This window comes from Rhizobium sp. RSm-3 (genome assembly GCF_001854685.1).
Lineage (GTDB): Bacteria > Pseudomonadota > Alphaproteobacteria > Rhizobiales > Rhizobiaceae > Rhizobium > Rhizobium ecuadorense.
Window position 1 is genome coordinate 122125 of record NZ_MAWZ01000006.1, and the last position, 22416, is coordinate 144540.

The 22416-nt window shown below is 61.2% G+C and carries 25 protein-coding genes; 17 read left to right on the forward strand and 8 right to left on the reverse strand.

Annotated elements, in window-relative coordinates:
* Positions 1-130 precede the first annotated feature (130 nt).
* On the forward strand, positions 131-361 hold the full coding sequence (locus BBJ66_RS09085; protein WP_244471345.1) for a hypothetical protein: 231 nt from the start codon (positions 131-133) through the stop codon (positions 359-361).
* Positions 362-409: 48 nt separating this feature from the next.
* On the opposite strand, the gene BBJ66_RS09090 is transcribed toward BBJ66_RS09085, so the two are convergent.
* The gene (locus BBJ66_RS09090; RefSeq protein ID WP_116429615.1) at positions 410-727 is read right to left on the reverse strand and encodes a hypothetical protein; all 318 of its coding nucleotides are present in this window, start codon (positions 725-727) and stop codon (positions 410-412) included.
* On the opposite strand from BBJ66_RS09090, the gene BBJ66_RS35235 reads away from it, so the two are divergent.
* Complete coding sequence (locus BBJ66_RS35235) at positions 726-953, forward strand: hypothetical protein (RefSeq protein ID WP_116429616.1); 228 nt, start codon at positions 726-728, stop codon at positions 951-953. The genes BBJ66_RS09090 and BBJ66_RS35235 overlap by 2 nt on opposite strands.
* A gap of 88 nt (positions 954-1041) precedes the next feature.
* On the opposite strand, the gene BBJ66_RS09095 is transcribed toward BBJ66_RS35235, so the two are convergent.
* Positions 1042-1866 carry a helix-turn-helix transcriptional regulator gene (locus BBJ66_RS09095; protein ID WP_071086456.1) on the reverse strand — a complete coding sequence of 275 codons (825 nt, stop codon included), beginning with the start codon at positions 1864-1866 and terminating at the stop codon, positions 1042-1044.
* 91 nt (positions 1867-1957) lie between these two features.
* Here BBJ66_RS09095 and BBJ66_RS09100 point away from each other — a divergent pair, with 91 nt between their 5' ends.
* Positions 1958-2848: an SDR family oxidoreductase gene (locus tag BBJ66_RS09100; protein ID WP_071086458.1), complete on the forward strand. Its 891-nt coding sequence runs from the start codon at positions 1958-1960 to the stop codon at positions 2846-2848.
* 72 nt (positions 2849-2920) lie between these two features.
* On the opposite strand, the gene BBJ66_RS09105 is transcribed toward BBJ66_RS09100, so the two are convergent.
* Together BBJ66_RS09105 and BBJ66_RS09110 are read right to left on the reverse strand one after the other, a co-directional pair.
* Positions 2921-3130 carry a hypothetical protein gene (locus BBJ66_RS09105; protein WP_071086460.1) on the reverse strand — a complete coding sequence of 70 codons (210 nt, stop codon included), beginning with the start codon at positions 3128-3130 and terminating at the stop codon, positions 2921-2923.
* A 1-nt stretch (position 3131) separates the two neighbouring features.
* Entirely contained in the window at positions 3132-3329 is a 198-nt protein-coding gene (locus BBJ66_RS09110; protein ID WP_071086462.1) for a hypothetical protein, read from the reverse strand.
* Positions 3330-3454: 125 nt separating this feature from the next.
* Between BBJ66_RS09110 and BBJ66_RS34920 the strand changes: the two genes are divergently transcribed.
* Positions 3455-3628 carry a hypothetical protein gene (locus tag BBJ66_RS34920; protein WP_167347820.1) on the forward strand — a complete coding sequence of 58 codons (174 nt, stop codon included), beginning with the start codon at positions 3455-3457 and terminating at the stop codon, positions 3626-3628.
* A gap of 167 nt (positions 3629-3795) precedes the next feature.
* Here the strand turns inward: BBJ66_RS34920 and BBJ66_RS09115 are convergent, their stop codons facing one another.
* From BBJ66_RS09115 to BBJ66_RS09125, 3 genes are all read right to left on the reverse strand, one after another.
* Positions 3796-4239 carry an SRPBCC family protein gene (locus BBJ66_RS09115; RefSeq protein WP_071086464.1) on the reverse strand — a complete coding sequence of 148 codons (444 nt, stop codon included), beginning with the start codon at positions 4237-4239 and terminating at the stop codon, positions 3796-3798.
* Positions 4240-4355: 116 nt separating this feature from the next.
* Positions 4356-4769: a GFA family protein gene (locus BBJ66_RS09120; protein WP_049735130.1), complete on the reverse strand. Its 414-nt coding sequence runs from the start codon at positions 4767-4769 to the stop codon at positions 4356-4358.
* 44 nt (positions 4770-4813) lie between these two features.
* Positions 4814-5506 (reverse strand): type 1 glutamine amidotransferase domain-containing protein, encoded by a 693-nt coding sequence (locus BBJ66_RS09125; protein WP_049735131.1) that lies wholly within the window; start codon positions 5504-5506, stop codon positions 4814-4816.
* 224 nt (positions 5507-5730) lie between these two features.
* On the opposite strand from BBJ66_RS09125, the gene BBJ66_RS09130 reads away from it, so the two are divergent.
* From BBJ66_RS09130 to BBJ66_RS09190, 13 genes are all read left to right on the forward strand, one after another.
* Positions 5731-6732, forward strand: coding sequence for a LacI family DNA-binding transcriptional regulator (locus BBJ66_RS09130; protein WP_049735132.1), 1002 nt, complete (start codon positions 5731-5733; stop codon positions 6730-6732).
* A 109-nt stretch (positions 6733-6841) separates the two neighbouring features.
* On the forward strand, positions 6842-7876 hold the full coding sequence (locus tag BBJ66_RS09135; protein ID WP_071086465.1) for a sterol desaturase family protein: 1035 nt from the start codon (positions 6842-6844) through the stop codon (positions 7874-7876).
* Entirely contained in the window at positions 7873-8184 is a 312-nt protein-coding gene (locus tag BBJ66_RS09140; RefSeq protein ID WP_049735134.1) for a MocE family 2Fe-2S type ferredoxin, read from the forward strand. The genes BBJ66_RS09135 and BBJ66_RS09140 overlap by 4 nt, the downstream gene beginning before the upstream one ends.
* Before the next feature lie 72 nt (positions 8185-8256).
* Positions 8257-9201: a substrate-binding domain-containing protein gene (locus BBJ66_RS09145; protein WP_071086467.1), complete on the forward strand. Its 945-nt coding sequence runs from the start codon at positions 8257-8259 to the stop codon at positions 9199-9201.
* A gap of 59 nt (positions 9202-9260) precedes the next feature.
* Positions 9261-10466, forward strand: a complete 1206-nt coding sequence (locus tag BBJ66_RS09150) for an NAD(P)/FAD-dependent oxidoreductase (protein ID WP_071086469.1) — start codon at positions 9261-9263, stop codon at positions 10464-10466.
* On the forward strand, positions 10463-11296 hold the full coding sequence (locus tag BBJ66_RS09155; protein ID WP_071086471.1) for a sugar phosphate isomerase/epimerase family protein: 834 nt from the start codon (positions 10463-10465) through the stop codon (positions 11294-11296). The genes BBJ66_RS09150 and BBJ66_RS09155 overlap by 4 nt, the downstream gene beginning before the upstream one ends.
* A gap of 198 nt (positions 11297-11494) precedes the next feature.
* The gene (locus BBJ66_RS09160; protein ID WP_071086473.1) at positions 11495-13147 is read left to right on the forward strand and encodes a putative bifunctional diguanylate cyclase/phosphodiesterase; all 1653 of its coding nucleotides are present in this window, start codon (positions 11495-11497) and stop codon (positions 13145-13147) included.
* Positions 13148-13192: 45 nt separating this feature from the next.
* A complete protein-coding gene (locus BBJ66_RS09165) occupies positions 13193-13684 on the forward strand; it encodes a hypothetical protein (RefSeq protein ID WP_071086475.1) in 492 nt (163 codons plus the stop codon).
* Entirely contained in the window at positions 13681-14853 is a 1173-nt protein-coding gene (locus BBJ66_RS09170) for a methyltransferase domain-containing protein (protein ID WP_071086477.1), read from the forward strand. Before BBJ66_RS09165 ends, BBJ66_RS09170 begins: the two co-directional genes overlap by 4 nt.
* Complete coding sequence (locus BBJ66_RS09175) at positions 14853-17207, forward strand: SpoIIE family protein phosphatase (RefSeq protein ID WP_116429618.1); 2355 nt, start codon at positions 14853-14855, stop codon at positions 17205-17207. Before BBJ66_RS09170 ends, BBJ66_RS09175 begins: the two co-directional genes overlap by 1 nt.
* A 3-nt stretch (positions 17208-17210) precedes the next feature.
* Positions 17211-17771: a slr1658 superfamily regulator gene (locus BBJ66_RS09180; RefSeq protein ID WP_071086480.1), complete on the forward strand. Its 561-nt coding sequence runs from the start codon at positions 17211-17213 to the stop codon at positions 17769-17771.
* Between the two features lie 7 nt (positions 17772-17778).
* Positions 17779-18117, forward strand: a complete 339-nt coding sequence (locus BBJ66_RS09185; RefSeq protein WP_049735143.1) for a slr1659 superfamily regulator — start codon at positions 17779-17781, stop codon at positions 18115-18117.
* A gap of 528 nt (positions 18118-18645) precedes the next feature.
* Complete coding sequence (locus BBJ66_RS09190) at positions 18646-19302, forward strand: hypothetical protein (protein WP_049735144.1); 657 nt, start codon at positions 18646-18648, stop codon at positions 19300-19302.
* Between the two features lie 271 nt (positions 19303-19573).
* On the opposite strand, the gene BBJ66_RS09195 is transcribed toward BBJ66_RS09190, so the two are convergent.
* Positions 19574-22357 carry a bifunctional diguanylate cyclase/phosphodiesterase gene (locus BBJ66_RS09195; RefSeq protein WP_071086482.1) on the reverse strand — a complete coding sequence of 928 codons (2784 nt, stop codon included), beginning with the start codon at positions 22355-22357 and terminating at the stop codon, positions 19574-19576.
* Between the last annotated feature and the right edge of the window lie 59 nt (positions 22358-22416).

Below are 22416 nucleotides of genomic sequence, written 5' to 3' on the forward strand. Positions count from 1 at the left end.
CCGCTTGAGAGAGCCTCGAAGGACGAGGCAGGCGTGCCGGCGCTCAGCGCCTGCAAGAAGCGGCGTCAGAACGCTGATAGCCAAGAACTGGCACATCGACGACGACTGCCGCCATATCGACTACCCCGCCATGAATATCGTCGCGCAGCCCAAGCATGGACGCCTCGAAATCGTCCACGAACCGCTCTTCCCCAAGCTCGACGGAAAAGTGTCGAAATGCGAAACGGTCAAGGTTAACGGCGTCGTTGGCTACTACACATCCGATCCCGGCTACACCGGCACCGACCGGCTCGTCATCCGCTCGCCCTACGAAGAAGGAAAGACGGAAGAAGGCGTGCTGAGCGTGAAGGTGCTGAGATAACTGCCGGTCACGGGTCTGCACCGAGCACGGCAATCTCGGTCAGCGCGCCTACTCTTGGCCGTCCTTCGGACCCTTCGCGTATTCACAGATCGACGTAGAATAGAATGTCTGGCCGGCAAATTCGTGCTTTGACAAGCCGAATTCGAACACGCCGAATTTCTTGTCACGACAATAAAACGCTGACGTAAGGAATTCACTCAACCGTCCGCAGTCTCCCATGCCGGCGCCGGTATAGACCGATAGAGTTTTGCCCTTGAAGGTTCCCTTCACCACCTTGTCGACCTCAAAGTCGCCGCGCGTCACCCGTAGCGGCTCGCGGTCGGATGGAGAATCCGGTAGCTCGACGCCAAAGGTCACGAGCTTCATGCGGCCTTTCACGATCAAGTCCGCTTCCGCAAACTTCTCCTTCGCAGACGATCGTCCGCAACTACAGGCAGATGCTGCCGAAGCCGACAACACCATGAAAACCGAAGCGGCGACCAAGGCCGCGGCACGATATGACCTCATTGAATCCCCCACCCGCGCGGCTCAAATCCTTGCGCGCGTCGGTCCACAGCATGACGGCAGGTTTGTCCGGATTGAGGCGATATGATCGGTTGGCACAGCTAATAGGTGAAAAATTCCCGGCCGCGATAGCCATGAATAGATTCAAGCAGGCAGACAAAGAACCGAATAGATCCTCATCCCACCACCCGCCTGATCTTCTCCGCATCCTCCGCCGTCGCCGGATTATACACCACCATGCTGAGGTCCGGCCGGCCGTCCACCTGAAATGCCGAATATTCGAAGGAGAGCAGCCCGAGTATCGGGTGCCTGATGTGTTTGGCGCCCTCACCGTGGGTGCGCACGTCGTTGTCGCGCCACATGGCCAGGAATTCCGGGCTTTTCCGGCAGAGTTCGTCGACCAGGGGCTCGACCTCGGCGGCCGCACCGGCGCGAGCCGCGTCCACCCGGAAGGCGGCAACGACGAAGCGGGCGACGCTTTCCCAATCATATTGAGCGGCGCGCCCGCGCGGATCGAGGAAGATGAAGCGCAGCACGTTGCGCTCTTCCGGCGGCAGTGCGCCGTAATCGGTGAGCAGCACAGTCGCCGCGCGATTCCAGGCGACAACATCCCAGATGGCGTTGCGGATCAGCGCCGGGCTCGGGTCCAGCGCATCGAGCACGCCCTGCAGCCTGGGCGTCACCCCCTCTTGTCTGCGGTAGCGCACTTCGGGCGGCCGGCCGAGGCCGATGAGGAACAGGTGCTCGCGCTCGACATCTGTCAGCATCAGCGCCCGCGAGATCCGCTCGAGCACATCTGATGACGGCGCCCCGCCGCGCCCCTGCTCCAGCCAGGTGTACCAGGTGGGGCTGATATTGGCGCGGCTCGCCACCTCCTCGCGACGCAGCCCCGGCGTGCGGCGACGCTCCCCGGCAAAACCGAGGGCGGCGGGGTCGAGCTTGGCGCGGCGGCCTTTGAGATAGGCGCCCAGCCGGTTTTCGGAGGTGACGAATTCACTCATCCTGTTAGCCATTATACCATGATAAGATCACTACTTTACCATGATAGCGCCTTGCCCGATATCTGTCTCCAGCCAAAACGGAGATATCGACATGCGCGTATTCGTCACCGGGGCCACCGGCTGGGTCGGCTCTGCCGTCGTCAACGAATTGATCGCCGCCGGCCATCAGGTGCTCGGCCTCACCCGCTCGGACAAGGGTGCTGAAGAGCTGTCGGCCTCTGGCGCTGTCGCCCATCGCGGCTCGCTGGAGGATCTGGAAAGCTTGACGCGCGGCGCGGCCGAGGCCGACGGCGTCATCCATACCGGCTTCAACCATGATTTCTCGAAATTCGCCGAAAACTGCGCCCTCGACCGGCGCGCCATCGAGGCGCTCGGCGAAGCCCTTCGGGGTTCCGGCCGTCCGCTGCTGGTCACATCAGGCCTCGGCCATGCGCCGGGCCGCGTCGGCACCGAGAAGGACCCGCCCATGCCGACCTCAGAAACCTACCCCCGCGCTTCCGAAATCACCGCGATATCGCTTGTCGCGCGAGGCGTGCGCGCCTCCACGGTCCGCCTTCCGCCGTCGGTGCACGGCCATGGCGACCACGGCTTCGTGCCGATCCTGATCGATTTCGCCCGGCGAACAGGTGTTTCTGCCTATATCGGCGAAGGGCAGAACCGCTGGCCGGCCGTACATCGGCTCGATGCCGCCCGCCTCTACCGCCTGGCACTGGAACACGGCGCCGTGGGCGGCCCTTTCCTGGCGGTCGCCGAAGAGGGCGTACCGTTCAGGGAGATCGCCGAGGTGATCGGGCGGCGGCTCGATGTTCCGGTGGTCTCGAAGTCGCGCGAAGAAGCCGCAGAGCATTTCGGCTGGTTCGCCATGTTCGCTGGCTTCGACGTGCCAACGTCGAGCGAGCGCACCCGCGCACTCCTCGGTTGGCAGCCGGCCCAGCCCGGCCTGCTGGCCGATATCGACCATCCGGCCTATTTCGGCGGGTGAGGCTCAGATGCCGGCGCCCGTGGTTGATTAATGTAGGGAGCAAGGCTGGGAACGCCCTCTGGCGACTTCGATCTACCGCATCCGGCCTTCATTCATATCGGCGGGATCGTAGTTGATGTCCCAATCCTTCTCCGGCTTCTTCGTGCCGGGCAGGCCCTTGTTCACGGTCGCATCTTCGGAACCGGTGATGACGGTCGGTTTGGCGCTGGCCACGCCAGTGCTTTTCCTGTCGGCCCCGGATTTGGCGAACTGGCCGGCGGCGTCTTTTTCGGGGTTGGCCATCTCATTCGCCCTTCTGCTTCATCGCGTCACCGATAGTCTTCGTTTCGGGATCGCGGTTGTTTTCGCCGTGCGCGTCGCGGTTCTTGTCCGGATCGTCCTTGGCTTTCAGGTAGCCGCGCGGGGTATTTCCCTTCGGGCCTTCCCAGCGGGGGGATTGCTCGGTGGTGCCGGGGGCGCCATCCTTCGGAGTCGTGGCCATCGTCGTTTCTCCTTGGTTGAGTAGGAAAAACCGGGAAAGGCGGCAAGTGTTCCAGCAGAAAATATGGAACAGCGTCGTCCCCCATCGGTTGTTCCGAGGTCGCAACCTCGAACAGGGAGCCGAAAATGAGCAAGACCAACGTCCGTGAAATTCAAAAACGCGCCGAACAGCAGGTCAGAAACACCAGCGCCGGCGGCCACCTCGGCGGCACCTATTTCGGTCAGCAGCCCGACGGCAAAACCGCCTCGGACAGCAGTAACGACAGCGCCAAAGCCAGGCCCAACGACGGGAGCAATTAAGCGGCGCATATGCGTCCTCTGTCCCATTATCAGGGTCGGAGCATCTCCAAATACCTGTTGGGCCCCCACCTCCCTCCATCATTGGATGGTCGCGCACCCGCCTCGCCCTTCGGCCCCCTTTCGCGGGGCGCCTCGGGGTGAGGCTCTCTTGGGTGGCGGCGCCAGCCCTATTCCTGGATATCGGGTTCCACCACCCTCGCGAGGTTTTTCAGCGACTCCTGCCAGCCGAGATAACAGGCTTCGGGCGGGATGACGTCGGGCACGCCTGCCTGGACGATATCCACCTCGGTGCCGACCGAGACCTTTTTCAGCGTCACGGTGACTTCCATTTCCCCCGGAAGATTGGGGTCGTCGAATTTGTCGGTATAGCGAACGAGTTCGCCCGGGACGAGTTCGCGGAATTCGCCGCCGAAGGCATGGCTGTTGCCGGTGGTGAAGTTGCGGAAGGACATTCTGAACGTGCCGCCGACAACAGGCTCAAGATGGTGCACGGTGCAGAGGAAGCCGTTCGGCGGCAGCCACTTGGCAAGCGCATCCGCTTCGATGAATGCGCGATAGACCTTCTCCGGGCTGGTCGCGAGAACGCGGTGCAGGCGTATGGTGTTCGGCATGGTCGTGATCCTTTTGAATGGATGGAATGGACGAGCTAAGGACGGATCGGGTTTGACCGATCCGACATGGGAACGATCTTTTCTTCAGGAAAAATCGCTCGGAGCCGGATCGCCCGTCAGCTCGGCATGCCTTCGAACTGCGGAAGATGGAGCGGCGTCGCCCAAGCAAGCCGCCGTTTGATAAACATCTCGACCCCCGGCTGTATCAACTCGGGCCGATCCAGGCTGCCAAGGGTGACGAAGACGAGGCCGGGGAAGCTCTCCAGATTGCTGCTGAACAACCTCGCGCCGCAATCCGGGCAGAAATTGCGGTCGAGGCCCTTGCCGGAATCGGCGATATAATGAAACGCCTTCGGACTGCCGGCAGTCAGGGTGAAATCGTCCTGCGGCACGGCAAAGAAGGTCGCGGCCTCGCCGCCCGAGGCTTTCTTGCAATCCAGACAATGGCAGTCTGCGACGAAGGTCGGATCTGTGTCGAAGCCGAACTGCACCGCACCGCAAGCACATTTTCCCGTATATTTCCTGCTCATGCCGGGGGTCCTTCAGCTGTTTCAAGATCTGCGATCGGTGCACGTCAGGCAGCGGCCTGCTCGCCCAGCGCATGCAGCAGCAGGCGGGCGGCCTGCTTCGATGAGGCTGGGTTCTGCCCGGTGATCAACTGATCGTCCTGGACGACGTGGACGGCCCAGTCTTCCGTCGCAGAAAACTTCGCCCCCTGCTCCTTCAGCACGTCTTCGAGCAGATAGGGCACGACCTCGACGAGCTGCACGGCCGCCTCCTCGGAATTGGTAAAGCCGGTCACCGTCCGCCCCTTGGCGATCGGCCCACCGTCCGCCGCCTTGACCTTGGTCAGGATTCCCGGCGCGTGACAGACGAGCGCCAGCGGCTTTCCCGCGGCGAGCGTCTCCTCGATCAGCGCGTGCGCATTGCGGTCGTTCGTCAGGTCCCAGAGCGGCCCGTGGCCGCCGGGGAAAAACACGGTGTCATAATCCGCCTGGTCGACGTCGGACAGCCTCAACGTGTTGGCGAGCGCAGCCGTCGCGGCCGGGTCTCGTTCAAATCGCCTCGTATCTTCCGTCTGGAACGCCGGCTCGTTGCTCTTCGGATCGAGCGGAGGCTGGCCGCCTTTTGGCGATGCGAGCGCGATCTCGGCGCCGGCGTCGCGGAAGACGAAATAAGGGGCAGCGAGTTCCTCGAGCCAGAAGCCCGTTTTCCTGCCGGTATGTCCCAGTTGATCATGCGATGTGAGAACCATGAGAATTTTCATTTTGCCCAGCTCCTTCGGTCCGGCCGGAGGACAAAACCTTCCGCGTCCGGTTTACGGTGAAATCTGCCTGCAATCTCATGTTGAACTGAAGAAATCATAGATCGGCCGCCGCCGCGAGACAAGTCGGAGCTCTCCAAATACCAACTGTGAGATTTGAGGCGAAGATGTATGAAGAGAAGATCTGACGCGCAGAGATCAACGAAGGCGCGCAAGGGATCTGGAACGTGAGCAAGCCGAATTATCGGGACATCGCCCGCCATGCCGGTGTGGGAACCGCGACGGTCGAGCGGGTGCTGAACGGGCGTGGGGGTGTTCGCCCCGAACTGGTGGAGAAGGTCATATCCGCCGCACGTCGCCTGGATTACCCGCGCAAGCTTCCCGAGACCCATCGCGGCCTCCTCAGGATAGAAGTGCTGATGGTTCGCCCGGAAACGAGTTTCTACCGTCGTCTTTCCCATGCTTTCGAGAGAATTGCCGCCACCCTCGATCCTCTGGTCGTCGTACATCGCAGCTTCACCGACGAGATGAACGCCGAGGCAATCGCGCGACGTATCCTGTCCACCGACCTTTCCCGCGCCGGGCTGATCCTGGCGGTGCCAAGCAGCCCGGTGATCGGCGCCGCGGTGGAAAAGGTCAATGCGCAAGGCCTGCCGGTCGTCCATGTCGTCACCCGCGCCTCCGAGCGCGTCGGAGAATTCATCGGCATCGACAATGTTGCCGCCGGCCGGACGGCGGCACTCTATATCAGCCGAATGGCGCCGCGGAGCGGGCCTGTCGTGGCAATCTGCCATCCCATCTATCAGGTGCATCGCGATCGGATCCGCGGCTTTTCGGCCTATTTCCAGGACTATCCCGGCGCCTCCAGTTTCGAATGGCTGGGATTTGGCGGCGATGAGGAGCGGCCGAGCGCCGAGCTCCTGTGGGCGGCACTGGAAATCTATCCCGGCCTTGCCGGGCTCTACAATGCCGGCGGCGCCAACGCCGCGCTGATCGAGGTGCTTCGCCGGCATCCGCGCGGCCGCGACGTCTTTTTCGTCGGGCACGAATTGACCGATTACACCCGGGCGGCGCTGCAGGACGGCATCATGGATGTGGTGCTGGATCAGGCGCCGGAGGCGCAGGCGCGGCGCGCGCTCGATCTCGTTCTGAACAGGATAGGCTTGACCGATATCAAACCGGACCAGGCACCGATCCGTTTCATCACCATCACCAAGGAAGCGCTTTGATCTAATCAGATCAAGGAAGGCTTCGGCATTCACCCGCGCCCCTGCTAATTTCCCGCCAGCAGAGATGTGGGCGACGCGGAGACATCCGGCGCGCCGTAAGGAGATGCCAATGGATGATCTGAAATTCGGCAAGCGCAACAAGCGCGGCGACTGGGCGCCGGACCAGCCGGCCGAGACCGCGCCGCTTTTCGCCTTTCCGCCGCGGCTGACGGCGGTCCTGAAATGGTTGCCGCATTATTTCCTTCCCTGGAATGCGATTTTTGCCGCCTCGGCCGTCGCTTATTGGGCCTGGGTCATTCCGCCCGTGGAGACGATGACATCGCCGCGCCTTGGCTGGATCGCCTGGCTCTATGCGGTAAACGCCGTCGCGGTCTTCCTGTTCTACGGCGCCTTCGAACTGCATCTCTACGTGTTGAAGCGGCAGCAAAATCGCTTCAAGTACAATGGCAAGTTCCCGGCCGACCACAAGAGCACCGCCTTCTGGTTCGGAAGCCAGAACCTCGACAATATCCTGCGCACCTTCCTGTCGGGCGTGACTATCTGGACCGCCGTCGAAGTCGGCATGCTCTGGGCCTATGCCAATGGCTACGCGCCGTGGCTGAGTTTTGCGGAAAATCCATGGACGCTGGCGCTCGTCGCGCTCGTGGTGCCGATCATTCACGAGTTCCATTTCTTCTGCATACACCGGCTGATCCATACGCCCTTGCTGTACAAATGGGTGCACTCGGTCCACCACAATTCGGTGAACCCCTCACCCTGGTCGTCGCTGTCGATGCATCCGGTCGAGCACCTGCTCTATTTCGGCACGGCGTTCTACCATCTGTTCCTGCCCTCCAACCCGATCATCATGCTCTACCAGCTGCATTATGCCGGTTTCGGGGCCATTCCCGGCCATGTCGGCTTCGACAAGGTCGAGATCGGCGAGGAGAAACTGGTCGATAGCCACGCCTATGCGCATTACCTCCACCACAAATATTTCGAGGTGAACTACGGCGACGCCCTGATCCCGCTCGATAAATGGTTCGGCACCTGGCACGACGGCTCGCCCGAGGGCGAGGCGCAGATGCAGGAACGTTACCGCAGGCGGAAGGAAAAACTGGCGGCCCGCAAGGCCCGCCTGGGTGTCGGGGGCGCTGCCGAATGACCTGGGTTTCAGCTGGCAAACTCGACGACATTGAACAGGAAGGCGCCATCCGCTTCGACCATGGCGGGCGCACCTATGCGATCTACCGTGGTCCGGATGACAGCGTCTACTGCACGGCCGGGCTCTGCACCCACGAGGCGATCCATCTCGCCGACGGACTGGTCATGGATTTCGAGGTGGAATGTCCGAAGCATTCGGGCGCCTTCGACTATCGCACCGGCGAGGCCCTCAGGCTTCCCGCCTGCGAAAACCTGAAAACCTATAGGGCCGAAGTGGTCGATGGGGAGGTTCGCGTGGCTCTGATCTGAGCCCGCGACATAGGCCGGCTTGAACGGCCTCCGGAACGGATCGGGCGGCCCGGCGCCCTTTGGGAGGATGAGATGAAATCAATCTGTGTGGCGGCCGTCCTGGCCGCCCTGACGACGACTGCTGCCTCGGCCGAGACGATCGGCGTGTCGATGCAGAGTTTCGACAATAATTTTCAGACGCTGCTGCGCGAGGGGCTTCAGGCAAGGGCGTCGAAGCTCACCGGCGTCAACCTTCAGATCGAGGACGCGCAGACCGACGTTTCCAAACAGCGCAGCCAGGTGGACAATTTCATCGCTTCGGGCGTCGACGCGATCATCATGACGCTCGCCGATACCTCGGCCGCCACCGGCATCAGCGAGGCGGCCCGAAAGGCGGGCATTCCGCTCGTCTATCTCAATCTCGAACCGGAAAATATCGCCAGGCTGCCGGAGAAGCAGGCCTATGTCGGCTCGAAGGAAACCGACTCCGGAAGGCTCGGCGCCGAAGCCGCCTGCGAGCTCCTGAAGAAAAACGGCAAGGCGAACAACGCGCAGGCCTATATCCTGATGGGCGATCTGGCGCATCAGGCATCGCGCGACCGCACTTCGTCGGTCAAGGCGACGCTGGCGGCAGGCGATTGCAAGGGCGTGACCATCGCCGACGAGCAGACCGCCGCCTGGACGCGCACCAATGCAATGGATCTGACCACCAACTGGCTCACCGCGGGCCGGCCGATCGACGTGATCTTCGCCAATAATGACGAGATGGCGCTTGGCGCGATCCAGGCGCTCAAGGCATCCGGCGTGTCGATGGACGATGTGATCGTCGTCGGCATCGATGCAACACAGGATGCTCTGGCCGCCATGGCCGCGGGCGATCTCGATGTGACGGTGTTCCAGAACGCCAAGCAACAGGCGGCCAGCGCCGTCGATGCGGCCGTCGCGCTCGCGCACGGCAACAGCGTCGACAAGGAGGTCTGGGTGCCGTTCAAATTGGTCACGCCCAAGAACATGACCGAATACGCCAGGAAGAACTGATCCTCCCCGGCCGGCGTCTCCTCCTCACGAGCGCCGGCCGCCTTTTCCACGGAGAAACCATGGACGGTATGGTCATCATCGGCGCCGGCGAATCCGGCACCCGCGCGGCCTTCGCGCTACGCGAGGCAGGCTATTCCGGGCCGGTCACGCTGGTCGGGGCCGAGCCCCACCTGCCCTATGAACGGCCGCCTTTGTCGAAGACCGTGAACGGTGCGGTACAGATGAAGCCGATCTGCGCGGCAGAAGCGCTTGATGCGGCCGGCATCACCTATCTCAAGGGCTTATCCGCAGCCAAGCTGGATACCGGCGCCGGAACGGTTGGTTTGAGCGACGGGCGGGCGCTGCACTACGAAAGGCTGCTTCTGGCCACCGGCGCCCGGCCGAGACGGCTCACATGTCCCGGTGCGGCGCATGCACTCGACTTCCGCACCCATGCCGACGCCGAAACGATCTTCTCCCGTATTGGTCCGGGCCGGAGCGTGGCGATCATCGGCGCCGGTCTGATCGGGATGGAACTTGCATCGGTCCTTCGCGGAAAGGACGTTTCGGTCGACATGATCGAAGCCGCACCGAGACCTTTGGGCCGCGCCGTCCCTGCCCGCTTTGCCGAAAAGCTGCACGCCAGACATGCTGCCGAAGGTGTGCGCTTTCACTTCGATCGGGGCGTGGCGGCGATCGGCGACGACGGCATCACCCTGACCGATGGCAGCCTGGTGCATGCCGATCTCGTCGTCAGCGCCATCGGGGTCCTGCCTGATATCGCTTTGGCGCAAGCAGCCGGACTGGCCACCGGCAACGGCATTCTGACGGATGCCTGTCTTCGCACCAGTGCGCCGAACATCTTTGCCGCAGGCGATTGCGCGGCGGTGGCTGAGCCCGGCGGAGGACATGTTCGCTATGAAAGCTGGCGGAACGCCAGGACGCAGGCCGAGACCGCGGCGCGAAACATGGCCGGAGCCGCCGAGACCTTCGGCGCCCTCCCCTGGTTCTGGTCCGACCAGTATGATCTTGGCTTGCAGGTGGCGGGGCTGCCGCAGCCCGCCCATGAGATCGTCCTGCGTTCGGCCGCGGAGGGTGAACTCGAATTCTATCTCGACGACGGGCGCCTGGTGGCAGCGGCTGGCCTTGGCAACGGCAATGGCCTGGCTAGGGACATCAAGCTCGCCGAGATGCTGATTGCCGCAGGCATCAGCCCCAGCCTCACGGAACTGGCCGATCCTCGTGTGAGCCTCAAAACCCTGCTGAAGAACGCAAGGGCCGCGTGATGCAGAAGCTGCTGGTCTTCCAGTCGCTCTGGGCCATGGAGCGCCGGCACACGGATGGGGTCGAGCGCACACTCGACGAGAACATCGCGATGATCTCCAAAGCCGGCTTCGACGGCATCAGCGCCCATTACACCAGCCGCCCGGATGTCGTTGCCCTCAATGAGGCCATCCGCGGCACCGGCTTGAAGATCGAGGCGGTCTGCTTTCCTCGCTGCGTCGACGATCTACGCCTGCCGCTGGAGCTGGCCGCGGAGTTTCCGGTCAGCCACATCAACCTGCAACCCGATATCCGCCCGCGGCGCATCGATGCCTGCCTGCCGCTTCTCGACGGCTGGATGCGGCTCGCTGAAGATGCCGGCATTCCCGTGTTCATCGAAACGCATCGCGACAGGATGACCGCGGACCTGTTCTTTACGCTGGATCTGCTGGACCAGCGTCCCGAACTCCCGCTGCTGGCCGACCTGTCGCATTTCCTGGTCGGCCGCGAATTCGCCTTTCCGGTCGATGAGGAGAACCACGCGCTGATCCGGCGCATTCTGCGGAATGCGCGGGCATTTCACGGCCGGGTTGCCTCGCGCGAACAGGTGCAGATCGAGATCTCCTTCCCGCATCACCGGCCCTGGGTCGATCTCTTCCTCGAGTGGTGGGAGTATGGTTTTCGCCACTGGCGATCGCGCGCCGCCGATGATGCCGAGCTTGTTTTTACCTGCGAGCTCGGTCCCAAACCCTATGCGATCACGGGCAGGGACAACAACGACCAGACCGACCGGTGGGCGGAGGCGCTGGCGCTTCGGCAGATGGTGCTTGCGCTGTGGGCTGCCACTGCCTGAATTCGCTGACACCAGCCTCCCAATCTTGCAATTCCCCCTTTTGGATCAGTGTAGTGCGCCCTACATCGTAAGCGTGTGGGCAGCGGTTTGGGATTGTTAATCAGGCATGCCTAATGTAAATCTTGACGTGCACAAGTTGTGCGTCGATTTATTTGCTACGATATCTGGTTCTGACGTCCGACTGGGAGAGGCTCGAAGATGCGGAAAATTCGTGCGGCCAGCTCGGCCCTCGGACAAACACAGGCAGAAGCTTCGAGTTCGATCGACCGGCTTTTGTTCTTTGACCGCGACTTCAATCCCGTCGAGAATTTGCTGGGCAACGAGCTGCCTGCATCCGTCAAACCGGCAGCGTCCCTTTGGGAACACTTTCCACAGCTGGACAAATCGGCGATCACGCTCGCTTTCCGCTCACTGGATGACAGTGCCCAGCCGTTGCGGATATCGGGCGATCTGGGCGGGCCCGCGTCGCACGGGCTGACGATCTATCGGATCGGAGAGCTGTTTGCCGTGGTTCGCTCCGAAGAGCTTGTTGACGACGAACGTGCGACCCTTCTGCATCTGGCGACCCACGACCCTCTGACGGGACTGCCGAACCGACGCCAGTTCAGCGACGACCTTGCTGTGCTGCTGCAGGAGGCCGCAAGCTCGAACGAGACCCTGTCGCTGATGCAGCTCGACCTTGACGATTTCAAGCCCGTCAACGACACGCTCGGGCATCCGGCCGGTGACACGCTTCTTCAATCTGCCGCAAGGCGTATTCAAGACTGCCTGAGCAGCGATGACAGAGCCTATCGCCTGGCTGGCGACGAATTCACCGTCATTTCCAGGGGACCGGGACATCCGGCCAAAGCGCACCGGTTGGCGGACGCTTTGGTCGCGGCATTCAAAAAGCCCTTCACGATCGACGGCATTGCCCTCTTTGTCGGCACCAGCATCGGCATATCCACATCTCCTCCGGACGGGACAAGTCCTGAGGCGCTGATGAAGGCGTCCGACCTCGCGCTCTATGCCGCCAAGCAAGAAGGGCGCGGCCGGGCAAAAGCCTTCGATCCCGCAATGCTTGAATTACTGGAGCAACGCGAATTGCTGCGCCGCAGCCTCCGCATGGCCTTGGACCAACAGCAATTCTTCGTCGAGTACCAACCCCTTGCCGAAGGTGGCTGCATCGTCGGGTTCGAAGCGTTGCTGAGATGGCACCACCCGCTGCTTGGAAAAATTCCACCGGCGGCATTCATTCCGATGGCCGAGGCCGATGGAATGATGCCTGACATCGGCGCATGGGTTTTGGAGCAGGCATGCCGCGAAGCGATGAAGTGGCCTGAGAATTACATCGTGGCCGTCAATGTCTCGGCGGCGGAATTCTTGACGAGCGGCCTCACCGATCGCATTTCGCAGACGCTGGACCTGGTCGGACTTCCGCCCGAGCGTCTGGAGCTTGAGATCACCGAAAGCGTGCTGCTCGAGCGGACCGTCAACAACATCGATACCCTGAATACACTCAACGTGCTGGGGATACGGATCTCGCTGGATGATTTCGGGACCGAATATTCTTCGCTGAGCTACCTCAAGACATTCCCTTTCGACACGATCAAAATCGACAAATATTTCATCACCGATCTGGAAAGCGATCCGAAAAGCCAGACGATCGTCCGCTGCATCGTCAACCTCGCACATGGTCTCGACATGCAGGTGACGGCCGAAGGGGTCGAGACGCCGGCTCAGGCTGAATGGCTGCACAGCGTGGGCTGCGACAGGCTTCAGGGCTATCTGGTAAGCAGGCCGCTTCCGGTCGAGGCGATTGGCGCGTTTATCACCCGGGCTGAGACATCCGTGAGCCACGCGCTGGTATAGCAAACGACCGATTTTCGCCGTGCTTTTTGACTGATGGAGGCTGTATTGGAAGAGGAAGCATCTGGCTTCGATGACCATGCATTGGCGCCGATGGTGTCGCTGGAACTGAATGTTGCGATGTTCAAGTCTCAATGGCAGTTTTGCGACAGGATTACCGAATATCTCGCCGACATTCTCGGCCAGGGTCACAGCGATCCGGCTCGATATTCGAATTTTCTTTCCGTCGCGGCCAACGAGCTCATTGAACTTGCTTTCCGTTCGACCGATGAGCCGGGAAGGATAAGTTTCAACCTCTATCGGAGCGCGACGTCCAACCGGCTGCGAATTGCCTTTGCCCGCGAGGACCGCGAGAGCACCGGTCTGCGGTCAAGTGAACGCCAGTCTCGCCTCAGCGCCGGATCCGACCTGAAGCCCGATGGGGCGATTTTGCTCAGCGATCTGGCAACCATATTCCGCGCCGCTATCCGAATTGAGAAGAACGGCGCCCAAGGGATTCAAATCATCGCGGATTTCCCCTCCGCCGAGGATTTCCAATGAACGTGCTTCCGCTGCCCTTCACCGTCCATTTTGATCCGACAAATCAGGAGCTGCTGCTGTCCGGCAAGATGCGGCCCGAAAGTGCAAACGAGATTGGCGACGCCCTCAAGCTGGTGCGGCAAAGCTTGGAAAAATACAGCGGCGTCATCTACCTGAACGTCAAACGTCTGACGCACATCAACATGACGGCTTTCTCAGCCCTGTCCGATATTCTGACGGCACACTGCCGGACTAGGCCGGAGCGGAAGATTGTCATCATTACGTCGAGCGTCGTCGCCTGGTCGACTGCGCTGTTCCAGACCCTGGCGGCATCGCAGCCGAACCTGGCGGTTGAAGTCTACGATTCGGCTTTTTATCCGGGCCAGAGCTTTGTCGAGGATGAGAGTTTCATTCCCATTCTGCGCACCCAGACGAAAATGACATGGAGGCACGAACGCGAGTTGCTGCCGCGCCACGGACTGCGCAACGGTCTTGTCATGGCGGATATCTGTTGCGGAATTGGTGATTTCGCCGCCCTGGTTCAACGGGAATTCAAACCGGAACGGCTTGTGGCGCTTGATCATTCCGTGCGCAGCCTCGACTATGCCCGCAAGGTCGCTGCCGACTTCGACCTGCAGGGGATAGAGTACACCTATGGCGACGCCTCCCAGATGCTGCTTCGGGACAATCAGTTCGACTTCGTCACCTGCCGGCATTCGCTGCAGATTTTCAACCGTCCCGAGATGCTGCTGCGCGAGCTTTACCGCATCTGCAAGCCCGGCGGCCGGGTCTACATCACCAACGAAAAAAATTCGCATTGCCTGGGCGAGCCGCATGCGGAAACGATCAAATGGACCTACGAGGAGGTCGCCAAACTGTTCAAGCACTTCGACATGGATGTCGAGATGGGGCCGAAAAGCCGCCATCTCCTTGCCGATGCGGGATTCGACAATATCAAGGTCGATTGCTTCATGGTGACGAACCTCGATGGGGATCCTCAGGACTTCGCCGACGTCATCGAAGCCTGGGAAAATGTCTATGCCGGCGAGATGGCGGTGCGGCGCGGCGACTCCGTGGATTTTATCCGCAGGTTCCGGCAAGGATTCAAGGATCACGTCTTTGCCGCCCTTCACCCCAAAGGTTATGCAGGCTGGCCGATCTGGGCAGCTTCCGGGCGAAAGCCACTGTGATGGACGCGAGATCACCGAAGACCCCGGCAGGAATAGGCTTTCGGGCAAAATTCATCCTGGTCGTCGGCGGAGCAGTCCTCTTCGACTTGCTGGTCAGCGGCGGGCTGGCGCTTTGGAACGTTCAGAGGCTGTCGCGCGACGCAACGCTCGAGGTCGGCCAGGGTCTTGAAGCGGCAAGCCAGGAATATATCCGCACCTATGCGGACTCGACTGCGGCACAGGTGAGTTTGCTGCTGCGGCAGGTTCATAGCGACGTCAGCACGCTGGCAGGCGTGCTCCAGGCGCAGATCGACGATCCCGCGCGCAATTCGGACGTCGGCGCGGCAATTGCCCGCACATCGCCCGGCAGCGTCAGCCTTTCCTACGATCAGCAGGGCAAGTGGTCTCAGAACGCTCCGGGCTCGGTCTCGGTCGTGAGCGTCTGGGGTTACCTGCTCGGACAAGACCAGAAGCCAAGACCCGACGTCGAGAACGATATTCGCACCAGCGCGGTTCTGGATCTTGTTGCGCCGAGCCTGCTGCAGCACGGTGCCTCGAAGCTGCAGATGTATTACATCGGCTCGAAAGAACGGCCGATCTTCCGAACGGCGCCCTATACAGACCAGGCCCAGACCTTCGACCGCCTTTATCCGGGCCATAACGAGGCCAATTTCTGGGACTTCTTTTTCCCGGGACTTTACGAGTCCTGGCAGGGCTGGGCCAAGGATATGCAGACGCGGCCGGTCGCTGGCGACATCACCCAGACAGCGCCCTATACGGATGCCATTACCGGCAAGCTGATCGTCAGTTTCTTTCATCCGCTATGGACAGCCGACAGAAAGGATGTCGCAGGCACCGCCGGCGCCGATATCACGCTCGACCAGCTGGCGCAGACGGTCGAAAATGTCAAAGTGGCGCAATCCGGCTTTGGGTTTCTGGCAATGTCCGACGGCAATGTCGTCGCGATCAACAGCACCGGCGAACAAACGCTCGGCCTGCGTTCCGCCAGCGATGCGAGCGGAACCGGCGTGACCGGCCTCGAGCGCTCGCTGAAGGGAAGCTCTCAGCCTGCGATCGCCAAACTGGCCCTGGACCGCGAACAGGGCATTCAGCATTTGCTGTTGCAGCAGGACGGCAGCGAGGTCCCCTATATCGTCATCGTCAAGAAACTGCCTGCGACCAATCTCTGGTCCAGCGGCCCGGTTCGGCAGGAGGCGATGCTGCTCGGGGTTGTTGTGCCCGAGCGCGAAATCGATGCCTCGCTCTATGCCGCCCAGGCCAAGATCTCAGAGGCGACGAACCGGATCGTACTCTACCAGATTCTGGCGATCCTGATGTCCCTCTTGATCGTGACGATCGCGGTATTTGCCGCTTCGAAACGAATAACCAGCGGGATCAGCGCATTGGCAGGTGCTGCCAAACGCATTCAAACGAAGGATTATTCGGTCAGGGTGGCCATCTCGAGCAGGGATGAAGTCGGCGAGGCCGGTGAAGCGTTCAATCGCATGGCCGAAGAGATCAGCTATCACACCGAAAATCTCGAGCAGCTGGTCGAAGAGCGAACCGCTCAAATTGAAGATGCCAAGGAAGAGATCTCGACGCTGAACGCCCAGCTGCAGCGAGAAAACAGACGTCTTGGAACGGAACTCGCGGTCGCAGAGCGAATCCAGCTGATGGTTCTTCCGCTCGATCAGGAACTCGAGGACTTTCAGGCGCTCGAGATCGCGGCCTATATGAGACCGGCTGAGGAAGTCGGCGGCGATTATTACGACGTCTTGAAGAACGGAAGCCGCTTGAAGATCGGCATCGGCGACGTCACCGGGCACGGGCTGGAAAGCGGCGTGCTGATGCTGATGGTTCAGTCCGTCGCCCGCGCCCTGCAGGAAGCCGGAAACACCGATGCCGTGCAATTTCTGACGAATCTGAACAGCGCCCTGTTTAAGAATATAGTCAGGACGAAAATCGATAAGCACCTCACTCTGGCGTTTCTTGACTACGACGGAAAAGAGATGATCCTGTCTGGACAACACGAGGAAGTTGTCGTCGTCAGGGCAAACGGCGAGGTCGAACGCATCGACACCATGGATCTGGGCATACCGATCGGGCTGGAGGCCGATATCTCAACGTTCATCAAAACCCGTCAAATCGCCTTCGAAAAGGGGGATCTCATCCTCCTGCATACGGACGGGGTAACCGAGGCCGAAAATGATGCCGGAGAATTGTTTGGCATGGAACGCCTGTGCCGCGAAGCCGTTCGCTTTAAGGATCTGAGCGCTGAGAAAATCGTTGCCGAAATTGTCGCGACGCTGATGCTCTTCATTGGATCGCAGAAGATTTACGACGACATCACGCTTCTCGCAGTCCGGCACAGGTGAGACATGAGGCCAACGGTATACGGCATTGAATCTCTGACAGAGATAAGCCTGGATTCGGGCACGCGCCTCACCTTGACCGATGGACCGCTTCAGCTTGGATGGAAGCACTCCGGAATGACGGCCGACTTCATAGCCGAGGTCATGGCCCTGCCCTTCTCACGGTCGAGAAAAGCCTACATGCAGGCGCATCATGACATCGGCTATCTCAGCAACGAGCTGATCGAAAACGCCGTCAAGTTTCGCCAGCCCGGCGAGATCCTCATCGAAGCCGGCATATCCGAGGGACGCTTTTTGATACGGGTAAGGAATACCATCGATGGCGCAACAGCCTCGCGCTTTCAGCAACTGCTGCATCGCCTGCAATCGAAGGATCCCGGGGAACTTCTCCTTGAGCAAATCGAAACCAACGCCATATCGTCTACAAGCGGTTCGGGCTTGGGTTTGCTGACCCTTCTCAGCGACTACGACGCAAAAATGGCATGGGCATTCGAAGAAAATAATGCTGAACATATCATACTGACGACGACTGCAGCCGTGGCAATGCCGCCCTCCTCCAATCCGTGAGCGAAGAATGGAAATCAGCGACGAAAACTTCCGTGTATGGGCGGAACAAAACGAAGTCTATTTCGACGGCGTCTTCCGCCTGGCCGGACCGGACGCCTATGCGCCGATCTACTCATTGATAACAGGCCTGCTCCACGACGGGCACAAACAGGTGACGTTCAATCTGACCGGCCTCGAATTCCTCAATTCCTCCGGCATCAATCTCCTGGCCAAGCTGACCATCGAAGCCAGGAAAATGGGCGACCTGCTGCTCGTCGTCAAAGGCACGCACCAATATCCCTGGCAGGCGAAGTCGCTGCCGAACCTGAAGAAGCTGCATCCGCTTCTCGATTTGCGGTTGGCGTGAGCGGGGGCGAGGAACTATTTGCGGCGCGGGGCCGGTTCTCGTCTGCCTGCTGGCGGCCATCGTCACGGCCAATCTGGTGCAGTCAAAACGATAGGATCGATTTGGGGGGCGTGGCTGCAGGTCGTTCGTAATATCGCGAGCTCCTCCCTCATTCCTGTGCTCGTCACAGGAATCCAGCCACGGCGCGTCCGCGCCGTGAATGAATCATGTCGCGCCGAAAAAGTCTTTCGCGCCCAAGGACTTGGGCGCACTGGATTCCTGTGACGAGCACAGGAATGAGGGAGTGTGAGGTGGCGTCTCCGCCCAATCCTCCGCTCATATCGGTGTAGAACATACCACCTCCTCCTCCTCAACCCTCCAGCGGACGAAGCCGCAACCCATCGTGCCCAGCGCTTCCTCTAAGACCATATGCCGGGGCCCACCACTGGACCTCAGTCCGATGTGCAATGCGCGATCCGCGGTTAATCTTTCACAACTGCTTACGTCGTGAACTGCACGATGCCTATTGATCTCATTCGGAGGAAAACCATGCGGATAGCAACCTTAGCGTCCCTGACCGTGCTCTCGCTGGCTCTTGCCGCGGGCCCGGTCACGATTGCAGGTCACGACATGGCCGCACTGGCAAAGGACGGTGGTAACGGTGGTGGCAATGGCGGTGGTAACGGCGGCGGCAACGGTGGTGGCAATGGAGGCGGCAATGGAAACAGCGGCAGCCATGGCAGCGGCAACCACGGCAGCGGCTCGACCCATGGCAACTCCAACTCTCAAGGCTTCAAAGGCAAATCCTCCGAAGCGGCAGGCAAGTCCAAATCGGCCAAAACAGACAGGGTCGCCGCCACAAAAGAGAAAAACCTGTCGGCGCAGCTTGCGGGCCTGAACTCCTTGAAGCGGAATTACAGGGCGTTGATGCATACGTCGGACCCCCGCATGGCCGCCATCTCGGCCTATGCCCTGGCTTACGCCCAATATGAAATCGACAACGGAATCGAGCCCGCAGCGACCGACCCTCTGCTGGGGGACGCGGCGCTGGAGGACGCATTGGCTTCCGCAACGAAATCCGGTCAGGTGAGCCCAGCGGTCCTGGCAGAAGCCAAAAACATTCTCGGCGTGGGCGAAGCGAACGGCAAGATCGATCAGATCCGCACCTCACTTGAGGACGCCGCGCCGGCGACGTCAGATGAATAGCCACGAGTGGGTTGCGTGAGGTGCGCCGCCGATTCGGTTACAGCTGCGCACCAGACTATGAGAGCATTTCCGTCTCTGTCTGAGTAACGGAATGCTCTCTTTTTTTGAGCAATTTTCGGGGCGCAAAACGTGCTCTGAGAGATCGGTAGGGATGCCCCTCATCCACCTGCCGGCACCGACCGGAGTCGAGCCACCGGCCTCGACTCCGGTCGGGTTAGGGTAACGGGCAGCGACCTGACGCGCCGTCCGGCGCGCAAGGCGGGGTCGCGCCTCAAGCCGCCTTCTCGACCGCCGGCTCGCCCATCGCCTGCGGCTTGCCGAGTAGATAGCCCTGCGCCTCGTCGCATTGTTCTTCAGAGAGCGTATCCAACTGCGCCTGCGTTTCCACGCCTTCTGCCAGCACCGGCACCTCCAGGCTGCGGCCGAGCGCCAGGATGGCGCGGACGATCGCCTTCGACTGCGGGCTGGTCTCGACCTCGGCCATGAAGCTCTTGTCGAGTTTGATTTTGTCGAAGGGGAAGGAACGCAGCGTCTCCAGCGACGAATAACCGGTGCCGAAGTCGTCGATGGCGATCGAGACGCCGAGCGCCTTGATCTCCCGCATTGTCCGCAAGGCCTTGTCCTTGTCGACGATGATCGAGCTTTCGGTGATCTCGATTTCGAGACGCCGCGGGTTCAGGCCGGTTTCCGCAAGGATTTCGGCTATGACGGCGGCCATATCGGCATGGCCGAGCTGGATCGGCGACAGATTGACGGCGATCTTGTGGCTGTTGTTCCAGCTCGCCGCCTCCCGGCAGGCTTCTCTCAGCACCCATTCGCCGATCGGCAGGATCGCGCCGCATTCCTCGGCAAGGCCGATGAAATCCATCGGCGGGATGTTGCCGCTTTCGTGATGGCGCCAGCGCAGCAGAACTTCGTAGCCGGTGATCTCACCCGTCCGCACCGATTTCTGCACCTGATAATGTAGATGAAGCTGGTTGCGGTCGATCGAGGCCCAGAGATCCTTGGCGAGCGCGCGGCGGCGGCGCGCATGCTCGTCCATGGCAGCCTCGTAGAAGCAGACCTTCTGCAGCAGGGAATGTTTGGCGCGGTACATGGCAAGGTCGGCATTGGCGAGCAGCCCGTCGACGCTTGCCGCATCGCTCGGATAGACCGCAACGCCGAGGCTGGCGCCGGTCTTGATCTCGAAGCCATCGATGGCGACCGTGCCGGCCAGCGCGCTTTCCAGCCGCGCGATGAAATCGTGCAGCGCGCTCAACTCGTCGAAGCGCTTGGTCGCGGCAAACTCGTCTCCGCCGAAGCGGGCGATGAACTCGCCCTCCTGCCGCGCCTCGTCGAGACGCCGCGCCAGCTCGACCAGCACCTTGTCACCGGTGCCGTGGCCGTGCTGGTCATTGATCTCCTTGAACTTGTCGAGATCGATGCCGATGACGGCGACATTGCCCCTCACCCGGTCGGCGATCATCATTTCCTCCGAGACGCTGTCGCCGAACTGCAGCCGGTTCGGCATGCCGGTCAGGCCATCATGCTTGGCAAGGAAGGCCACCTGCTCCTCGGATTTCAGGCGATCGGTGATGTCTTCGAAGGTAACGACCCAGCCGCCATTGGCGAGCATGTTGACATTCTGCTGGATGCATATACCGCTCGGATATTTGTGAACCGCGCTGCCGGCACCCGATCTGATCAGCGCCATGTTCCTGAGATAATGCGCCTCGGCCTGCGTGGCCGCCTCGGCCGCGTCTTCCGCATGGGCGGCATAGCCGACGTCGACAATCTCACGGTAGCCCATGCCGGGTCGCACCGAGCCCTCAGGAAATTTGAAGATCTCGAGATAGCGCTTGTTGCAGAGCAACAGGCGCTCATTCCTGTCGAACATGCAGATGCCCTGCCCGATATTTTCCAGCGCGACGTCGAGATTGCGGGTGACCTCCTCGATCCGGTCGGCATCCGCCTTCTGCTTGCTGTTGTCCTTGGTGATCTTGGCATAGCCGATCAGTTCGCCGGTCTCGTCATAGATCGGGTCGATGACGACATGGGCCCAGAAGGAGGAGCCGTCCTTGCGGTAACGCCACCCTTGCGCTTCGAACTTGCCCTCGCCGCGCGCAGTCTGAAGCGCCCGCTGCGGCAGGCCGTTTCGGCGGTCTTCCGCAGAGTAGAACAGCGAGAAATCCTTGCCGACGATCTCATCGGCGCTATAGCCCTTGGCGCGCTCGGCGCCGGCATTCCAATTGCTGACCTTGCCATCCGGATCGAGCATATAGATCGCGTAGTCGGTCACCCCCTGCACCAGGAGCTTGAAGTTGCGCTCCGCCCCGGCGGTCTTGGCCTGCGAGCGCACGGCAAAGATGGCGGCGGCAAAACCCGCCGCCAGCAGCGAAAAGGTGACGGCGGCGATCGTCACCGCCATCAGCGCCGGCGAAAGCAGCATGGCGGGGTCGAGCGCGGTGATGCCGGGATTGACCGTCACCCCCGCCGTCGCGGTGAAATGCAGGGCGACGACGCCTGATGTCAGCAGAAGCGTCGGCACCAGCCTGCCGAAAGTCGACCGGCCGGTGCTGTCGGCAAATCGAAAGGCGGTGATGGAAAAGGCGACGCCGAGAGCGACGGAGGCCGTCACATAGCCCGCGTCCCACGAGATCTCACCGGGGAATTCGATGGCCAGCATGCCGCTGAAATGCATCAGGCCGATGCCGGCGCCGAAAAACGCCCCCGCCAGGACGTTCGCCACCCACCTGCCATAGGCAATCTTGGCGGCGACCGCCACCGTCGTCGCCACGATCGAGACCAGCAGCGAGACCAGCGTCAGTCCGGTATGATACCCGACGACGACACCGGGGTCATAGGCCAGCATGGCGATGAAATGTGTGGCCCAGATGCCGAACCCGCCCGCCGCCCCCGCCGTCACCAGCCATATCAACCGCACCGCGCCATCGGACGATGTCGCCCGATTCAAGAGAACGAGCGCGCAATGGCTGGCGAGAAAGCAGATCAGACCGGCAAGCCCAACCAGCGTGAGATCATGCTGCTGGGTGATGCATGTCAGAACGGTAAACATGGAAGAGGCCCTCGATTTGAGGGGCACGCTACGCAGGGGCGCTTAAGGAAGGTTGAAAT